Annotated in this window: 16 protein-coding genes; 7 read left to right on the top strand and 9 right to left on the bottom strand. The window is 58.7% G+C overall.

Annotation, left to right across the window (positions count from 1 at the left end):
• The first annotated feature begins 579 nt into the window (after positions 1–579).
• From ACK3CV_RS10590 to ACK3CV_RS10580, 3 genes are all read left to right on the top strand, one after another.
• Positions 580–1305 carry a hypothetical protein gene (locus ACK3CV_RS10590; RefSeq protein ID WP_049235110.1) on the top strand — a complete coding sequence of 242 codons (726 nt, stop codon included), beginning with the start codon at positions 580–582 and terminating at the stop codon, positions 1303–1305.
• Between the two features lie 143 nt (positions 1306–1448).
• Positions 1449–2732, top strand: coding sequence for a nucleotide sugar dehydrogenase (locus ACK3CV_RS10585; protein WP_164039904.1), 1284 nt, complete (start codon positions 1449–1451; stop codon positions 2730–2732).
• Positions 2733–2791: 59 nt separating this feature from the next.
• Positions 2792–3610, top strand: coding sequence for a phytanoyl-CoA dioxygenase family protein (locus ACK3CV_RS10580; RefSeq protein WP_164039903.1), 819 nt, complete (start codon positions 2792–2794; stop codon positions 3608–3610).
• Between the two features lie 73 nt (positions 3611–3683).
• On the opposite strand, the gene ACK3CV_RS10575 is transcribed toward ACK3CV_RS10580, so the two are convergent.
• From ACK3CV_RS10575 to ebgR, 7 genes are all read right to left on the bottom strand, one after another.
• Positions 3684–4277 (bottom strand): ATP-dependent Clp protease proteolytic subunit, encoded by a 594-nt coding sequence (locus tag ACK3CV_RS10575; protein ID WP_033638144.1) that lies wholly within the window; start codon positions 4275–4277, stop codon positions 3684–3686.
• A 43-nt stretch (positions 4278–4320) separates the two neighbouring features.
• Positions 4321–4650, bottom strand: a complete 330-nt coding sequence (locus ACK3CV_RS10570) for an SRPBCC family protein (RefSeq protein WP_033638143.1) — start codon at positions 4648–4650, stop codon at positions 4321–4323.
• Positions 4647–4961: an ArsR/SmtB family transcription factor gene (locus tag ACK3CV_RS10565; RefSeq protein WP_033638142.1), complete on the bottom strand. Its 315-nt coding sequence runs from the start codon at positions 4959–4961 to the stop codon at positions 4647–4649. Before ACK3CV_RS10565 ends, ACK3CV_RS10570 begins: the two co-directional genes overlap by 4 nt.
• Positions 4962–5063: 102 nt before the next feature.
• Complete coding sequence (locus ACK3CV_RS10560; RefSeq protein ID WP_041034703.1) at positions 5064–6566, bottom strand: amino acid permease; 1503 nt, start codon at positions 6564–6566, stop codon at positions 5064–5066.
• Positions 6567–6624: 58 nt separating this feature from the next.
• Positions 6625–7077: a beta-galactosidase subunit beta gene (locus ACK3CV_RS10555; protein ID WP_060429901.1), complete on the bottom strand. Its 453-nt coding sequence runs from the start codon at positions 7075–7077 to the stop codon at positions 6625–6627.
• On the bottom strand, positions 7074–10163 hold the full coding sequence (gene ebgA, locus ACK3CV_RS10550; RefSeq protein WP_164141493.1) for a beta-galactosidase subunit alpha: 3090 nt from the start codon (positions 10161–10163) through the stop codon (positions 7074–7076). Before ebgA ends, ACK3CV_RS10555 begins: the two co-directional genes overlap by 4 nt.
• A 166-nt stretch (positions 10164–10329) precedes the next feature.
• Positions 10330–11310, bottom strand: coding sequence for a transcriptional regulator EbgR (ebgR, locus tag ACK3CV_RS10545; RefSeq protein WP_033638137.1), 981 nt, complete (start codon positions 11308–11310; stop codon positions 10330–10332).
• A 331-nt stretch (positions 11311–11641) separates the two neighbouring features.
• Between ebgR and ygjJ the strand changes: the two genes are divergently transcribed.
• Both ygjJ and ygjK read left to right on the top strand, forming a co-directional pair.
• On the top strand, positions 11642–12712 hold the full coding sequence (gene ygjJ, locus ACK3CV_RS10540) for a protein YgjJ (protein WP_164141495.1): 1071 nt from the start codon (positions 11642–11644) through the stop codon (positions 12710–12712).
• A gap of 17 nt (positions 12713–12729) precedes the next feature.
• Positions 12730–15105, top strand: a complete 2376-nt coding sequence (gene ygjK / locus ACK3CV_RS10535) for an alpha-glucosidase (RefSeq protein WP_164141497.1) — start codon at positions 12730–12732, stop codon at positions 15103–15105.
• Between the two features lie 43 nt (positions 15106–15148).
• Here the strand turns inward: ygjK and ACK3CV_RS10530 are convergent, their stop codons facing one another.
• Both ACK3CV_RS10530 and ACK3CV_RS10525 read right to left on the bottom strand, forming a co-directional pair.
• A complete protein-coding gene (locus ACK3CV_RS10530) occupies positions 15149–15574 on the bottom strand; it encodes a universal stress protein (RefSeq protein WP_164141499.1) in 426 nt (141 codons plus the stop codon).
• Between the two features lie 147 nt (positions 15575–15721).
• Entirely contained in the window at positions 15722–16240 is a 519-nt protein-coding gene (locus ACK3CV_RS10525; RefSeq protein WP_033638133.1) for a hypothetical protein, read from the bottom strand.
• A gap of 236 nt (positions 16241–16476) precedes the next feature.
• Between ACK3CV_RS10525 and metQ the strand changes: the two genes are divergently transcribed.
• Both metQ and ACK3CV_RS10515 read left to right on the top strand, forming a co-directional pair.
• On the top strand, positions 16477–17292 hold the full coding sequence (gene metQ, locus ACK3CV_RS10520; RefSeq protein WP_033638132.1) for a methionine ABC transporter substrate-binding lipoprotein MetQ: 816 nt from the start codon (positions 16477–16479) through the stop codon (positions 17290–17292).
• Between the two features lie 185 nt (positions 17293–17477).
• Positions 17478–18512, top strand: a complete 1035-nt coding sequence (locus tag ACK3CV_RS10515; protein ID WP_033638131.1) for a TAXI family TRAP transporter solute-binding subunit — start codon at positions 17478–17480, stop codon at positions 18510–18512.
• Positions 18513–18520 lie beyond the last annotated feature (8 nt).

Here is an 18520-nt window from a genome sequence, read left to right as displayed (position 1 = left end):
TTTTTACATAAACTAAAATCGAACAGTTACGCAAAGAAAATATAACAGAAAACCTTCATCAAACCTTCACAATCATGCCCTCCCAGCTCATCGCCGACACGGAGATGAAATTAATATTTATATATCAATATCATATAAAAAACACCAGGGCTCAGAGCTCTATAGTTCACCCACCAATTAATAATCCATAGTTATGATTAACAACCAACCCAACACCAAACCCAAGCAGAAGAAGTTTAAAAAAAACAATAAAAATCAAAAAATTAAAAAATAAATACAGAAACACCTGTGCTGAATCACGGAAGGAGTTAAATTTACTTATAAGCTATGTTTGACTTATCATGATTTTTTATGTAAATGTTACCAAACTGTAGAATCTCGATAATATCGATTAACAATTGCTGCTATAGGTTAAAAATGGATTTTTCCGTAGGACATTGTCTTTTGAAACAGAAAGAAGGTGGTGAAATCATTTAATATTTTCACAACCAGTCAGGAATCATCACTGTGAAATGCTGAAACGCGTATTAGCGGATATACCCCAGAGCCTTAGCGATCAAATAACAGGAGCCAATCCCCATGGATTATTCCCATTCAGTACCGGAAAAAACGACAGACTGGACCTCGCATGAGGTCAGTTCTAAAGCCTGGATGAGCATACGAGACGCCGATTTACTTGAGTCGCTTCTTATCGGCCTCAGCAAACAAAAAAAGAATGCGCCATTGCGAGTTATCGAATGGGGATGCGGGCGTTCCACGCTTTGGTATGGCAGATTTCTTGAGCACAGCGGTATTCCCCATCAGTGGCTGGGGCTTGAACACAATCAATCCTATTTCGAGTCCGCCATTGCTGAAGAATTTATCTCAGATCCCGGCACGCGTATCATCCATTGCAATAACCTGACCGGCGCGCCTGCACACCCATGGAACGGGGGAACAGAACGGGTGGTGGCGTTATTCGATCACGGTGCGGTAGCCCCGTTTGAAAGCCAGCTAATTTCCGATCGGGAGGTCAACATGGACGCTTATGTATCCCTGCCCGCAAAATGGAACTTTCACTGCGATCTCGCCATCATTGACGGACGTAAACGCCGCAGATGCACCCTTGAAGCCCAAAAATTGATCGGCGATACCGGCATTGTTTTCCTACATGACGCTTGGCGTGAACATTACCAAAGCGCTTGGCCAGCCTTTAAATATAGCCGCCGGATAGGTGATGAGTGGTGGATTGGCATTAATCATGATGCGGACCTGACCAAACTGTTCCCATGGCATGCATTCGATAACCACGCCTCACGGGGGTAACCCGCGTAAACGGTTAACGTTTATTTTCAGCTACCCTGGCTGATGTGAATCTTCGTATTGGATCTGGAATTGATGAAATTCCGGAGTAAAGCTAAATCATTCGGCGCCTCGCTGCAACGAGGCCTCTTTCAGAGTGACGAAAAATGAATCCTGAACAGTTCGGTTCTATCGCCGTAGTTGGACTTGGATATGTTGGACTGCCACTTGCCGTTGAGTTCGGAAAAAAATATAAGACTTTGGGTTACGATATATGCAAACAAAGGATCTCTTCACTGCGTGACGGGATTGATTATACCCGTGAAATACCGAAAGAGGATCTGTTCGCCGCAAAAGGGCTCAGTTTTACCAACGAAGCATCTTCACTTGGCGAAGCGGATATTATCATCGTTACCGTTCCCACACCTATTGATAAAGCAAACCGTCCAGATCTCAAACCGTTAATTAGCGCTTCGCAAATGATTGGCGGCATAATGAAACATCAGTGCCTGGTCATATATGAAAGTACAGTGTATCCTGGATTAACAGAAGAAATTTGTGTTCCCGAACTGGAAAAATACTCCAACGGCAGACTCAATCAAGACTTTTTTGTCGGCTATAGCCCGGAACGCATCAATCCTGGAGATAAGACGCGTCAACTCAAAGATATCGTTAAGATCACCTCAGGTTCAACTCCGGAGATCGCGATAAAAGTGGATGCGCTATACGCCTCCATTGTTGAGGCAGGCACCCATATGACCTCATCGATAAAAGTCGCGGAGGCGGCAAAAGTCATTGAAAATACGCAGCGAGATTTGAATATTGCCCTGATCAACGAATTATCCATGATTTTCTCAAGGCTTGAGATCGACACGCATGAAGTCTTGAATGCGGCGGCGACCAAGTGGAACTTCATTCCGTTCAAGCCTGGACTGGTCGGCGGTCACTGCATTGGAGTAGATCCTTACTATTTAACCTTCAAAGCGGAACAAGTCGGTTATTATCCTGAAGTTATTCTGTCCGGCCGACGTATCAATGATACGATGGCCGTTTACCTTGTGAGCGAGCTGATAAAAAAAATGGTCAATCGAGACATTTCTATCTCGACAGCCAGAATGCTTATTATTGGCTTCACCTTTAAGGAAAACTGCTCTGATATTAGAAATACGAAAGTGATCAATATCTATAGAGAATTAAAAAAATACAGTATTGACGCAGACATTCTGGACCCCGAAGTCAGCAGCGATAGCGCATGGGCTGAATATGGCGTCAAGGTTCATAACCAGATTGAACCCGGGAACGGCTACGATGCAGTGATATTAGCGGTCCCTCACAACAATCTCATGTCAATGGGAGTTGAGGGAATTAGACGTTATCTTCGCAATGAAAACTCCGTACTGTTCGACGTCAAGGGAGTTTTGGATCCTACTCTCAGCGATTTAAGACTTTAAACTGGAGCCGCAGAATCCAGACCCCACCCATGTGCTGTTTGCAGTTTAAGGATCAAGAAATGGAAACAAACTATATCATCAATAATGCGCAGGCCGGCTACCCGACACGTAAAGTGGTATCCAAACTTGCGCAATGCCATCAAAAAAGCCTGGTTGAAGATGGATACACCATCATCCACAATTTATTTACCGAGCAACAGTTAACCGATTTTTCGTCTGCTCTTGGCGTACTCGAAGAAAACGAGCGCCATCTCTACGATCCGATGTACAAAAACAATACAGATTCGATTTACCTTCGCTGGCTTCTAACGAAAGATCGGCGTTTCTGGCCTTTTAATTCCCATCCCGAGCTTATCGCTCTCGCACGCATGGCATTGGGGCCGCAGATCCAATTAGATGACGCCGATGCGCGCATCACTTTCGCCGATGTCATCGATGGGACCGGTTGGCATATTCATTTGCGCACGGTACCGGATCCCTTGCCGCCATTTTTCTGTTACCCGCACGCCCTGCACCACCTATTATACCTCGATAACATCACAGAGCGGGAAGGCGGACTGTGCGTTTTGCCCGGCTCGCACAAAGACAACTCGATTAAGATTGAGGCGAATAGCCACCACAGTATTGACGGCGAGCGCATCCTCTACCCTGAACGAGGAGATGTCGTGCTCATGCATGCCAATTTATGGCACCGCGCGGTTAAATCTCAGCGCGGCGGAAAAAAACGCCGCCTCATGCTCGGTGCCTTTTCTCCCAGCTGGCTTAATACACATTATGAGGTCGGTAAGCGCGGAGAACATGACTGGCGTAAAGCGTATACGATGCAAAGCGACACTGACGAACACCAAGAGTTCGCAGGCTATTTTTCCTGGGCCTGAGCCCAAGGCAGATGGAGCAGCAGGCCGTTATCCTCAATCAGCCATTCGCTGAAACGCTTGCCGAGCGCACGTTTTACCGCTCCCGCAGCACCCGATCGATCAACCCCCAGGCCGCCGCTTCGTCGGCGGTCATAAAGCGATCGCGATCCAACACCCGCTCCACCTCTTCGTAGCTGAGGCCGCAATGTTTGGCGTACAGCCGGATCACCGTGTCTTTGGTGCGTTTCATCTCTTCGGCATGAATCAAGATGTCGGAGGCCTGCCCCTGAAAGCCGCCCAGCGGCTGGTGCACGTGCAGGCTGGCGTTGGGCAGCGCCATGCGGTGGCCCGGCTCGCCGGCCATCAGCAGGAACGAGCCCATCGAGCGCGCGGTGCCCATGCACAGCGTATGCACCGGCGCGCGGATATACTGCATGGTGTCGTAAATCGCCAGCCCGCTGGTGATCACCCCGCCCGGCGAGTTGATGTACAGGTGGATCGGTTTCTCCGGGTTTTCCGCTTCCAGAAACAGCAGTTGGGCGCACAGCATTTCGGCTACGTCGTCGTTGACTTCGCCATTGAGGAAAACGATCCGGTCGCGCAGCAGGCGCGAATAAATATCAAAGGAACGTTCTCCCCGGCTGGTCTGTTCCACCACCATCGGGACGAGCATCATCTTCTCACGCATCGGTGAACTCCTGGGTTGGCAAAAGGGAAATGAATTTAACGCGTCAGGCGGCGAGCATCATCGTCACCGAACCGTCATTGGCGGCGTCGAGCTGGTGGATAATCCGCAGCAGGCTGCCGCCAGCGGCGTCCGGCACTATCTGCAGCGTCACCACGCTTTCAAGGAACGGCGGCCGGTCGTCACGCAGACGGTAGCTCACCGCTTCGCCCGGCGTGGCGGCCAGCGGTTCGGCCTGCGCCAAATCCCCCGGAGGCAGCCACTGCTCGCGCAGCTCGGGAATGCTGAGCGCTCGCCACACTTTTTCCGGCGGCGCATCGAGCGAATACTCCAATATCAGCCGATCGCGCGGCGGCTGCTCAGCCCGTTTGTTCATTGATCCATGTCCTTCAGCAAGGTTTGCAACGCGTCGATGCGCGCCGGCCACCAGGCGCGATACTTCGCCAGCCAATCGGCGATCTGCGCCAGCCCTTCCGGGTCGACCTGGTAATTGACGAAGCGCCCCTGCTTCGTCTCGCGCACCAGCCCGGCATTGCGCAGCACCGCCAGGTGTTGCGACATCGCGGACTGGCTGATGGGCAGCCCTTCGCGCAGCGCGCTGGCGTTCATGCTGCCGAGGGCGAGCTTGTCGAAGATGGTGCGGCGAGTCGGATCGGCCAGCGCCTTGAAGATGTCATTTTCGTTCATACAAATACATTAGTATTCACTTATGTATTATGCAAGCGCCAGGGCAGGATTTTTGCGCAAAGCGAGACTCCGCGCCGGGGCACGGAGCCGATAGAGGAGAAATTACAGCGGTTTATTGCAAACGGGCGTGGTCAGCGCGGATTGCCCGGCCTGCGCCCCTTCCTGCGCTTCGAGCGCGAGGCGCGCCAACGGCATGTCTTCGTGGTAGCGCGCCTCGGCGCTCAGGCTTTTCGCGTAGCGGTTGTACTTCCACCAGGCGTAGCCGAGGAACACCACCAGCCCGCCGACGTTATAGAACACGATGGTCATGATGCTGGCGCCGGTCGGGAACGTCGAGGCGAAGAAGCCGACGGTGAAGATGGCGATCAGCACGCTGACGATGGCGATGCCCTGCAGGCGCGAGCCCATTTTGAAATCGCGCGCCACCCGGTCGTACTTCAGGCGCAGATTCAGATAGGCCAGCATGATGAACAGCGGCGGCAGCATCGAGGCGGCGGCGGTCATATTGATCAGCGTGTTCATCAAATCCTGCACGCTGCTGGAACCCAACGTCGGGATCAGCATCAGCGGGATGACGATGAAGAACTGGATCCAGGCGGCGCGCGTCGGCACGCCGTGCCGATTCAGACGAATGGTTTTCTCGCCGAAAATGCCCTTCGGGATCTCGGTGAAGAAAATCTTCACCGGCGCCGCCGTCCACATCAGCAGCGAGCCGAACATGGCGGTGAAGGAAACAATGCCGACAAAGCGGTTCATCAGCACCGTCGGCAGGCCGAAGTGCGCCGACAGGCCTTCGAACACCTGCACCGTGCCGCCGGTGAAATGCAGGTCAGCGCGGTGCACGAACACGTTGATCAGCAGCGAAGACACCGAATACAGCACGCCGATGAACAGCCCGGAAACGATGATCACCTTCACGAAGGCGCGGCTGCCGCCTTTCACATCGTTCACGTACACCGCCACGGACTCCGCCCCGCCCGCCGCCTGGAAGATCCAGGCGGTAATGCCGAGGAACGCCCAGTTGAAGTTCGGCGTCATCGCCTGCACGTTGATCGGGTCGGCCGGCTCAATGCCGCCCAGCACCGCCGCGCCCGCCAGAACGATGTAGGAAAACGTCAGCAGCAGCATCAGCGACGAGGTCACCGAGGTCATCGGCCCCAGCAGTTTTGCGCCGCTGTTGGAGATGTAGGTCGAGAAGGCGAACAGGAAGATGCTGATGATCGCCGTGGTCAGCGGGGTAAACACGTAGTCATAGCCCAGGAACGCGTAAGAAGCGTAGGCGATGACGCGCGGCAGCAGCGCGGTGAAGAAGAACAGGTTCACGAACCAATAGGTGTAGGCGGTGATAAACGCCCAGCGCCCGCCGAGCGCGCTTTTCACCCAGGCATAAACGCCGGCCTCGGAGTTGCGGTTGAGCGAGACGAACTCGGCGATGATCAGGCAAAAGGGAATGAAGTAAATGATCGTCGCCACCAGGAACACCGGCGACGAGGCGACCCCGAGCTGAATATTATTGTTAATCACGTTGTTGAAACTGAACACTGCCGCAAACGTCATCGACAGCAGGCCAAACTTGCCGATGGTGTTTCTGTTCGACGCAGCCATAGAGATTCTCCGAATGGTGTAGGGAACTTCGGTTTGTTGTTATCGATCGGCGGGCGCGCTATTTGTTAACAAAATAGCTGTCTTCCACCGTCACTTTTAAAATGACTTTTTTTACCTTGCCGCTTTCTGTGAAGCGGTGAGCCTGGTGATTTTCGAAGATCGCCACGTTGCCTTTGCCGACCCGGCGCCTCTCGCCTTCGCCGCTGAAAAACTCACGGTCGGTTTCGTCCTGATAGGGCGCCACCGTCGTCAGCGACCGTTTGTCGGCGACCTCGACGGTCTCTTCCCCCTCAAGGTAATAGTGCACATCGAAGTAACGGCGATTGCCCTCCAGCCAACCGTGCTGGCGGCCGGCGCCGACGCTCAGCCGATACGTCAGCGAGTCGCCGATCGAATGGCACACGTTCGGGCTGATGCGATCGACATTGGCGATCGCCTCCATGCAGCGCAGCCACTTCTTGCCGCTGTGATAGATGCGCTGGAACTCCGCCAGGGATTCGAGAATGATCATGCGTTTTCCTCCGCAGACTGCGGGTGATGGTGAGCGGGCGCGAAGTCATAACCGGCGAGCGCGGCGCCCTGCGTTTGCCGCCCGTCGAACGGCACCAGCGTGAAACCGTAGCTGAACGGCGCCAGATAGACCCGGTGGGTATCCAGCACTTCGGAGCCCCAGGAGTTGGAGCCGAGGCCGAGGATCTGGTCGTCCAGGTTCAGCGTCAGGCAGTCGCTCGGTTCCAGCTCGTTGATGTGCTGGGCCTGGTGCAGCATCTCGGCGCTGTAGGGCCACAGGCTGAAATTGATCGGCCGCCGCGGCTGGATGAAGATCCCCTTGCCCGCCGCGTCCTGCAGGCTCAGCCAGCGCACGTCCTGCCGATTGCCGTTGTCCTGCGGGAACGGATAGTGTTCGAACAGCGCGTCGGCGCGCTGCCGGTAGTGGCCGATCAGGTTGGCCCGGCAGCTGTCACGGTAGTTCTCGCCCGGCCCGCGGCCGTAGTATTCCACCTGCTCGAAGCGGCGGCTGATGCCGAAATCGAGGCCGATTTTCGGGATAATCTGGCGGAAATCGCCGTAAGGCTCACCGGCCAGATCCAGGCTGACGTAGCCCTGCGGGGAGATGCGCCAGCGGTAGGTGCAGCGCATGCCGAAGTCGAACACCGGCGGCGCGATCAGGCTGTGTACCTCGATCAGCAGATCCTCGCCCTGCCATTGCCGATTGAGGCGGCGGAAGTGCTGCTGCATGATGGGGAAGTGATGCGGCAGCCAAATCCCCTCATATTCCTGTTTATGGTTATCGATCACCGGTTTGAAGAAGGTGATGCGCGGCGCGCGCCCCACCACGTCTTCACCGTCTACCCGCCACGACAGCAGTTCGCCGCTCAGCAGCGAGAACGCCAGCTGGAACCGGCCGCCGCTGACGATCAGCCGATGATTTTCCTCGCGGCATTGCAGCGCCGGCGCATCGGCCAGCGGTGGAGCCGGTCGCCGCGTCGCCGCCTGGCGCAGATGCTGATAATGCCCCAGCCGCTGGTCGCTCTCGCTGTAGCGGGTGGCGCTGTCCTTATGCACCGCCACGTCGATCAGCGTTTCCCCCTGCCCCAGCGCCAACACCGGCAGATGCATGTCTTCGCTCTCGCCCGGCTGCAGATGCGGCAGCTTGAATTCGTAACTCGCCACCTGGCGGCCGTCGGTCTTGACGCTGACCTTCAGCGTGATGTCCGCCAGCGAGCTGAACCAATAGCGGTTTTTCACCCGCAGCACGTCGCCTGCACCTTCCTCCGCCGTCACCTCCACCGGGCACAGCACCTGCTGGTATTCACGCAGGCCGGGGCCGGGGCGCTGGTCCGGGTAGATCAGGCCGTCCATGCAGAAGTTGTAGTTGTTCGGGTAGTCGCCGTAATCGCCGCCGTACTGGTAGCGCTCGCGCCCCTGTTCGTCGTGGCTCAGCAGGCCGTGATCGCACCACTCCCAGATGTAGTGCCCCTGCAAACTGGCGTGGCGGTTGAACACCGACTGGTATTCGAACAGCCCGCCGGGGCCGTTGCCCATCGCGTGGGCGTATTCGCACAGGATGCGCGGTTTGGGGTGCGGGTAGTCGCCGAAGGCGTTCATCATCGCCACGCGGGAATACATGGTGCTGATCACGTCGGTCACCTCGGCGTCGCGATCTTCTTCATAGTGGATCAGACGGGTCGGATCGAGCGCCTTGCAGCGCCGGGCCATGGCGCGAATGTTGCAGCCGTAGCCGGACTCGTTGCCCAACGACCAGATGATGATCGACGGGTGGTTTTTCTGCGCCGCCACGTGGCGCTCGATGCGCTCGACGTAGGCCTGCTCCCAGCGCGGATCGTCGGTGATGCGGCTCAGATCGCCGACGTTGGCGAAGCCGTGGCTCTCCAAATCGGTCTCCGCCATCACGAACAGACCATAGAGATCGCACAGCTCGTAAAAGCGCGGATCGTTGGGGTAATGGGCGGTGCGCACCGAGTTGATGTTGTGCTGCTTCATCAGCACGATATCGCGCTCCACCCGCGCCATATCGACGGCGCGCCCTTTGCGGTGATCGTGATCGTGCCGGTTGACGCCGTGCAGCTTGAGATAGCGGCCGTTGACGTACATCAGCCCGTCGCGCACCGCAATCTCGCGGAACCCCACCCGCTGCGGCACCACGCCCAGCAGGTTGCCGGCGCCGTCATACAGGCTGAGCAACAGCTGATACAGATAGGGATTTTCCGCATTCCACTGCTGCGGGCGGCTGACCGGCAGTTCGAAACGGCAGCTCAGCGCCCGCTCGATGCGCAGATCGTCGCGCCACTGCTCCGCCACGCAGCGATCGCCGTCGAACAGCTGCGCCTGCAGGCGGCAGCCCTCGGCGGCCTGCACACCGAGATGGCGCAGCTCGGCATCGATCGCCAACTGCGCGTCGCAATAGCGCTCATCGAAGGTGGTGACCAGCGTCAGATCGTGAAGGTGGGTAGCGCTCTGGCCGATCAGATAGACGTCGCGGAAAATGCCGGCCATCCACCACATATCCTGATCTTCGATGTAGGTGGAGTCGGCCCACTGCATCACCCGCACCGACAGCAGATTCTCGCCCTGCCGCACATAGGGGCTGATGTCGAACTCGGCGCACAGCCGGCTGCCCTTGCTGAAGCCGACATAGTCGCCGTTGACGTACACCTCGAAGTAGGTTTCCACGCCGTCGAATTTGATCAGCACTTGCTTATCTTGCCAGCCGGCGTCGAGCGTAAAGTGGCGTTGATAGGCGCCGGTGGGGTTATTGGTCGGCACGTAAGGCACGTCGATCGGGAACGGGAAGCCCTCATCGGTGTACTGCAGGTGGCCGTGCCCTTCCAACTGCCACATGCCCGGCACCGCCATATCGCCCCAGTCGTTCATCGGCTCTCGGTAAAATGCCGCCGGCACCTGCGCCGGGTGCTCGAAGAAGCGAAAGCGCCAGCGGCCGCTCAGCAGTTGGAAACGCCGGCTGGCGTTGCGATCGAAGCTCAGCGCCTGCCCGGCGTCCGCGTAGCTGAAGAAGCTCGCGCGCGGCGCCAACCGGTGCTCCGACTGTTTTTCAATGTTTTCCCAATTATTCACGTCACGTCTCCCGACACCTGTGCAATGCGGAAACGATAGTAAATATTTAGTAAAAACTACAGTTGGTATTTACCAAATGACGACAGGATCACAATAAATCTCAAAGGCCTTTTTTTATCATGACGTTAATTTTGAGCGCCAACGCCCCCGCCGAGGCGGGGGCCGGTCAGGCGACGGTGGTGTCGCGCAGCTGCAGCGAGCTGGGAACGAAGATCGACAGCGGGACGGCGCGCTCATCGCGCAGCCGCTCCGCCAGCAGGTTGACGGCCTGTGCGCCCATGGTTTCCGAAGGGATGCGCACCGTGGACAAGGCGGGGAAAATAAAGCGGGCGGTGGGAATATCGTTGACGCTGATCAGCGCGATCTGCCCCGGCACCTGAATGCCGTGTTCGTGCAGCGCGCGCAGCACGCCGATCGCGATCGAATCGGTCGCCACCAGCAGCGCCGGCGGATAGCCATTCTGGCTCTGCAACATCGCTTTCGCGCACTGGTAGCCCGACTGGCTGCTGAAATCGCCGTGGTAAATGTCCTGCGCCCGCACCACGTTTTGCTGCCGGCCATACTCGACGAACGCCTGCTCGCGCTGGTCGATGCCGGCCGGATGGTCGCGCCCGCCGATAAAGCCGATGCGCTGATAGCCGCGGCCGATGAAGTAGTCGATCACCTTGCGGCTGATCTTGTACAGGTCGACATTGACGCAGTCAAACCGCTCATCCTCCACCACGCCGTCGATGAACACCACCGGCGTTTCCTGCTGCCTGAGCTGCTCATACAGCGCGGGCTGTGGCCGGCCGATCACCAGCAGGCCGTCGGCCGCCGGCAGCGCCTTGTCGCCGTTGAAGTCGTAACCGGCGCTCAGCGCCACGCCCAGCTTTTCGCACTGCGTCTCGATGCCGTAGCGCATCGCCAGGTAATAGGGATCGTTGATCTCCACGCCCTGCGTATAGGTGAACAGCGCGGCGAAATGCAGGCGTTGCCCGCTTTGCCGTTTGGAAGGCGCGATCTTGTATTCGAGTCGTTCCGCCGCTTCCAGGATCTTCTGGCGGGTTTGCGCCTTCACGCTCAGGGTGGGGTCGTCATTCAACACGCGCGAAACGGTGGCGACGGACACATTAGCGGCTTCAGCAATTTCCTTCAGTGTGGCCATAGAGTCCCAATGCACAGACGAAAAACGGTAGCTTAATCGGATAGCGATGCGGCGTACAGCGCCACTCGCGACCTCTCCTTCCCAGACCGGGCCAGAGCACGCTCATGCCAGCCGTTGCCGGGCGCCTGCAGCGAAAGATACCCATTTCACCCACTGTGATCAAGTTAACGATTTACTGATTAAAGCATATTTTTTACTAAACATTTTACTAATATATCTGCCGTTTACCGTCCCGCCGGGACGGTTTTTTCTCCCAGGGAGCCGGGAGCGACCTCGCGTGAGCCGCCGCTCGGCTGACGTTCCGATCCACACAACACCAGGCCTATGCCCCATGAAATCACTAAGCCATCACGCCCTGTTGCCCTTGCTGCTGCTCGTTAGCGCGCCCGCCTGGGCGGCGCAGGAACCGGTGACTCCGGCGGAGCGCAATCAGCTCCCACCGCCGCCGCTACCCGATAGCGCCGCAACCGCCCTGCGTTTTTACGGCGAGCTCGGTATCGGCGGCAGCGTCTATTTGAACGGCGAACATCAGCATCAATACAGCGACGGCACCTATATCGAAGGCGGCCTGGAGATCAAACGGGGCCACTGGTTCGGCCTGGTTTACGGCGAAGGCTGGACCGTGCAGGCGGACAGCCAGGGCCACGCCTGGACGCCGGGCCACGGTTGGGGCGGCTTCGAGGGTGGGTTGAACCGCTTTTACGGCGGTTACCGCACCGACGACGGCACCGAGATGATGCTCAGCGTGCGCAACGATTCGTCGCTCGACGACCTGCAATGGTGGGGCGACTTCACGCCGGAGTACGGCTACGTGATCCCCAACACCCGCGATCTCAGCTACGCCGCCAAGCTGCAAAACCTGACCGGGCGCTTTCGCTACAGCGTGACGGCGGCGCCGGAAAGCCGCATCAACGAGAGCAAGGCGCTGCTGCACTTCGGTAAATACGATCGCTATTCCGACAAATATACCTACCGGGCGATGGTCAACGGCTACACCCAGTACGACCTGCAGGACAATCTGACGCTGCTGAACGGCCTGGAAGTGACCGACGGCCTGGGGCAGCTGTTTTTGCTGGGGCTGCGCGGCCAACACCTGGCCGGCCGCGTCTGGCACCACACCGGCAAAGGCGACAGCGGCGGCCATCCCGGCAGCGAGTCGGGCCTGATGCTCAGTGCGATGACGGAAACCGCCAAAGGGCTGTATCTCTCCACCGCCTACAGCTACGCCCGCCACCGGTTTGATAATGCGGCGGATACCGCCACCTCATACGCCCAGTTCGGCGTCTGGTATGAATACGCCGGCGGCAAGCTGGCCACCGCGCTGGACAGTAAATTCTTCATGCGCAACGACAGCACCGGCGCCAGCAACTCGGTGTTTCTGATGCAATATTTCTATTGGTAACCGTTGAGGCTCCTACGATGAACATGACTCCCCTGACCCCGCTGGCCACCACCCTCATCCTCGCATTGGCGCTGACGGGCTGTGCGCCGAAAACGCCCGACGCCGACGCTCCGTTGGCCGAGCGCTATAAAAACGTCATCGACCGCCGCGGCGCGCCGCACTTTATGCTCGATTATGATTTCGACGATCACCAGCGCTTCAATCCGTTCTTCGATCTCGGCGCCTGGCACGGCCACCTGTTGCCGAGCGGGCCGGAAGGCATGGGCGGTTTCCCCGGCCCAGCGCTGCTGACCGAAGAGTACATCAACTTTATGGCCAACAATTTCGATCGGCTCAGCGTCTATCGAGACGGTAAGCCGGTGCATTTCACCATGACGGCCTACAGCCTGCCCGGCGCCCTGGTGCAGCGGCTCAGCGCGCCGGGCGTGACCGTCAACCTGACGCTGCGCTTCGCCGGTGCGCGCACCTCGCTGCTGGAAACCCAAATCCTGACCGACACGCCGCTGGAGCTGGTGTGGGACGGTGAGTTGCTGGAACGTTATGCGGCCAAAGAGCAAAAACCACAGCCGCCGGCGACCCTCGCGCAGGCATTTCCTGACTACACGCGCCGCATTGTGCCAACGGCTGACGGCCTGCGCGTCACCTTCGGCAAGGTGCGTGCGCCGTCGCAGCTGATGACCTCCGGCCAGTCCGAGTATCAGATCCACAAATCGCTGCCGCAGCGCACCACGGTCGACGGCCACCGCTTCCGCGCCACGGCGCGCATCGCCGGCTCCACCACCCTGTACACCACCTACTCGCACCTGCTTACCGCCGAAGAAGCGCGGCGCGAACAACGCGCCATCGCCGACATCCTCGCTCACCCGCAGCGCTATATGGCCGCGTCGGCCCAGCGTTGGGAACGCTATCTCGCCACAGGGCTCAGCAACCCGCACGCCACGGCGGAACAAACCCGCGTGGCGGTCAAAGCGATGGAAACGCTGAACGGCAACTGGCGCGGCGCCGCCGGGGCGATGAAGTTCGACTCGGTCACCCCGTCGGTGACCGGACGCTGGTTCTCCGGCAACCAGACCTGGCCGTGGGACACCTGGAAACAGGCCTACGCCATGGCGCACTTCAACCCGGACGTGGCCAAGGACAACATCCGCGCGGTGTTCGCCTTCCAGATCCGGCCGGGCGATGCCCTGCGCCCGTGGGACGCCGGTTTCCTGCCCGACCTTATCGCCTACAACCTCAGCCCGGAGCGCGGCGGCGACGGCGGCAACTGGAACGAGCGCAACACCAAGCCGAGCCTGGCGGCCTGGGCGGTGATGGAGGTGTATCGCGTCACCGGCGATAAGGGCTGGCTGGCGGAGATGTACCCGAAGCTGGTGGCCTACCATGACTGGTGGCTGCGCAACCGTGACCACAACGGCAACGGCGTGCCGGAGTACGGCGCAACCCGCGACAAAGCGCACAATACCCCCGACGGACGCATGTTGTTCACCATCAAGCGCGGGCAGCGCGAGCAAACGCTGGCCGGCCTCGACAATTACGATCGCATCGTGCGCGAGGGGCAGTACGACAGCATCGAGATCCCGGCGCAGACCGCCGCCTCCTGGGAGTCGGGCCGCGACGATGCGGCGGTATTCGGCTTTATCGATCCGGATCAATTGGCGCGCTACCTGGCGCAGGGCGGCAAACGCGAAGACTGGCAGGTGAAATTCGCCGAAAACCGCGCGCCGGACGGCACGCTGCTCGGCTATTCGCTGCTGCAGGAGTCGGTGGATCAGGCCAGCTACATGTACAGCGACAACCGCTATCTGGCGGAGATGGCCGATATTCTCGGCCACGGCGCCGAGGCCGCCGCCTTCCGCGCCAAAGCCGACCGGCTGGCGGCCTACATCAACACCTGCATGTTCGACAAGCACAGCGGTTTCTTCTATGACATCCGCATCGAAAAGCGGCCATTGGCCAACGGCTGCGCCGGCAAACCGATCGTCGAACGCGGCAAAGGGCCGGAAGGCTGGTCGCCGCTGTTCAACGGCGCCGCCAGCCAGCCGCACGCCGATGCGGTGGTCAGGGTGATGAAGGATCCGCGCGAGTTCAATACCTACGTGCCGCTCGGCACCGCGGCGCTGACCAATCCGGCGTTCGGCGCGGACATCTACTGGCGCGGCCGCGTGTGGGTCGATCAGTTGTATTTCGGCCTCAAGGGCATGGAACGCTACGGCTATCGCGACGATGCGGTGGCGATGGCACAGGCCTTCTTCCGCCACGCCGACGGCCTGGTCGCCGACGGGCCGATCCGCGAGAACTACAACCCGCTCACCGGCAAGCAACAAGGCGCGCCGAACTTCTCCTGGAGCGCGGCGCACCTGTACATGCTGTATAACGACTTCTTCACGCAATAAGCCGCAGCGGCCACCGCCATCGTTGCCCGGCGGTGGCCCGCGTTTATGAGCGGATCGGGATCACCAGCACGTCGATATTCAGCTGGTTGATGGCGTTGCGGGTGGAAGAAAACAGGTTGCTCCACAAATCGTGGTGATGGCCGAACACCAGCAGATCGATGTTCTTATCCACCACTGCCGTACGCAGTTCGTCAACAAAGCCGCCGCGCCCGATAATCACTTCCGCGATCAGGTAATTGACGTTTTGCGTGGTGGGCTCCAGCTCTTTGCGGATCTTCTCTTCGAACGACGCGCCCTCATAGCTGTGCTCCGAAAAGCCGATTGCCGCGTGGTAGGTGTCGTAGTGAACGTCCACATAGATCAGCGAGAGTTTGGCCTTCAGCGCCTCCGCCAGCAGCGCCCCCTTTTCGACCAATCGTTTGCCGTCATCGCTCAGATCGGTGGCGATGACAATATGGTGGTAACACATAGCGCCTCCTGTCATGGACTCGGTAGAGCCGAGGCTCCGATATCACGTCAGAGTCATATCGTTATGGTTAATTTTAGTTCAGAAACGGCGCGCGCGGCGGGAGAGATAACGGCGGGGAAGCCCCGTTGCCGGGGCGGAAGGGAGAGATTACTTTTCGCGCTGCGCCTCAAACCAGACGTTGCACAGCGACAGGATCAGCGTGTTGGCGTCTTTCACCAGCACGTTATCGCCGGGCACCCCATCGGTGCCCTGATCGGTGATGCCTTTGATGACGGTATCCGCGTGCTGAATGGCCACGCGCTCGACCGACGGCGTGCTGATGCCCAGCATCGGGAAATCAATGTAGGAACTGCTGCCGGAATTGTCCTCGACGAACTCCTGCGCTTCTACGGTGCTGACGGTGGCGCCTTCGCTTTTCAGCGCCGTGCCGTTCCAGCTGAACGCATCCGCCTTATAGCTGATTTTACCGCCGATCAGACTCTGCGCCTGCTGTTGATCCCAGCAGCCGGTGGTCTGAGTCGGCACAATTTTACTGACGCGCCAGTTGCCCAGCAGCTGTTTGGGGATCGGCCCGGTATCGCTCTCCGCCGCCCGAACCTGAGTCGCCGAGACGCAGGCCAACACCACCAGCGGCAGCAGCGCCTTGCTCCAAGTGTTCAATCGCATTGTTTTTTCCTTCGTTTCAGTACCCAGTCTGCCCTCGCGGGCCAACGGCTATCATAATAAGCCCGCCGATTCGCCGTCAAAACAATCCGCACCGCGCCGGGCAGCGGCCGCTCATAGCTAATTGCTATGAGTCATAGTGAATCAGTATTTTGTTTTATCCCGACGCTCACCTACAGTCACTGCCACTATTCTGCCCGCCAAAATTAGCAGGCAATGTTGACAAGGACCCTGGGAAAATGACATTTACGCTGAAAAACCTCACCCTGGCGCTGGCCGCCGCCGGCACGCTGCTGCTGACCGCCTGCGGCCCAACCGCACAGGACGATCACCACATCAAGGTCGGCATCAGCGCCGGCATCGATCAGTCGCTGTGGGCGGTGGTGCAAAAGGTCGCCAAGCAGAAATACGATCTGGACGTGGAGGTGGTGACCTTCAACGACTACGTGCTGCCAAACGAAGCGCTGAATAACGGCGATCTGGACGTCAACGCCTTCCAGCACAAGCCGTATCTCGACAAGCAGATGCAGGAGCGCGGCTACAAGCTGGCCGCGGTGGGCAACACCTTCGTCTACCCGATCGCCGGCTATTCGAAGAAGATAACCGCACTCAGCCAGCTGCCGGACGGCGCGCAGGTGGCGGTGCCGAACGATCCGACCAATCTGGGCCGCTCGCTGCTGCTGTTGCAAAAACAGGGGCTGATCACTCTGAAAGACGGCGTCGGCCTGCTGCCGACCGCGCTGGACATCGTCGGCAACCCGAAAAAGCTGAAGATCGTCGAGATTGAAGCGCCGCAGCTGCCGCGCGCGCTGGACGATCAGAAAGTGACGCTGGCGATCATCAACACCAACTATTCCAGCCAGATCGGCCTGTCGCCGGCCAAGGACGGGCTGTTTGTCGAAGACAAAAACTCGCCGTACGTCAACATTTTCGCCAGCCGCATCGACAACAAAGACAGCGAGAAAGTGAAGGATCTGGTCAAGGCCTATCAGACCGACGAAGTGGCAGCCAGCGCCGCCGATATCTACAAGGGCGACGCCGTCAAAGGCTGGTAACCCTCCCCCGCATGCCCGTGGCACCCGCCACGGGTTTTTCATTTCCGCCCTCCGCCGCGCCGTTCAATTTTCGCCCACTCAGATCACAAATCAAGCACGGCGCTTTAGGTGAATAAAGCTGCCATGTTGTATACAAGTTTGCGTAAATGTTTTCCATTTGTTTCAAAAAACCGCTGGGGAAAATAATGAAAAATAGAAAAATCAAAGCGTTGCTTGTTACCTGCGCCGTGGTCGGCGCCGCGTTGCTGGCCATCGCCGGTAAAGCGGAGAACGCCGATAAAACCTTCCTCTCCGTCGCCACCGCCTCCACCGGCGGCACCTACTACCCGATGGGCGTCGGGTTGGCCAACGTCTGGAGCAACCGGCTGAAACGCCAGGGGATACAAGTCACCGGCCAATCCTCCGCCGGTTCGATCGAGAATATCGACCTGCTGCAAAAAGACGAGGCGCAGCTGGCGATTTTGCAGAGCCTGATCGCCGTCGAAGCCTATCAGGGCGTGCGCAACTTCGACGGCCGCGCCTACGGCGATCTGCGCTCCATCTCCATGCTGTGGCCCAACGTCGAACACTTCGTAATGCTGGAAAGCCGGGTCAAAGACGGCACGCTGAACGATATCGCCGGCACGCGCTTTTCCGTCGGGCCGCAGGCCAGCGGCACCGAACAGTCGACGATGATCATCCTACAGGGCGTCAACCTGACCAAGAAGTCGCTGTCGGCGGAATACCTCGGCTACGGCGACACGGTTTCCGCGATGCGCGACGGGCGCCTGGACGGCGGCGCCCTGCCCGCCGGGGTGCCGGCCGCCGCCGTCACCGACATGTATGCCAGCGGCGTGCCGGCACGCATCCTGGAAGTCACCGACGAACAGCTGGCCAGCATCAACGCCATCGCCAACTCCTGGTTCCGCTTCGACATCAAGGCGGAGACCTACCCCCGCCAGCCCAAAGCGGTCGCCACCATCGCGCAGCCCAATATTCTGGTGGCCCTCAGCCGGCTCGATGAAAAGCTGGTGTACGACCTGACCAAAACGATGTTCGAGAACCTGCCGGAAGTGCACCAGGTGCACAGCTCGGCCAAATACATCTCGCTGGAGAATGCGCTGAAAGGCGTTTCCGTGCCGCTGCACCTCGGCGCCTATCGCTACTACCGCGAAGCCGGCGTCGAGATACCCGATTATCTGATCCCGCCGGAAGCCGCCGCGCTGGCCGCCAACCCCTAACCCAGGAG

Source organism: Serratia sp. TSO36 (genome assembly GCF_057808395.1).
Note: the sequence above shows the minus strand (reverse complement) of the source record. Positions and strands in the feature narration are given on the sequence as shown.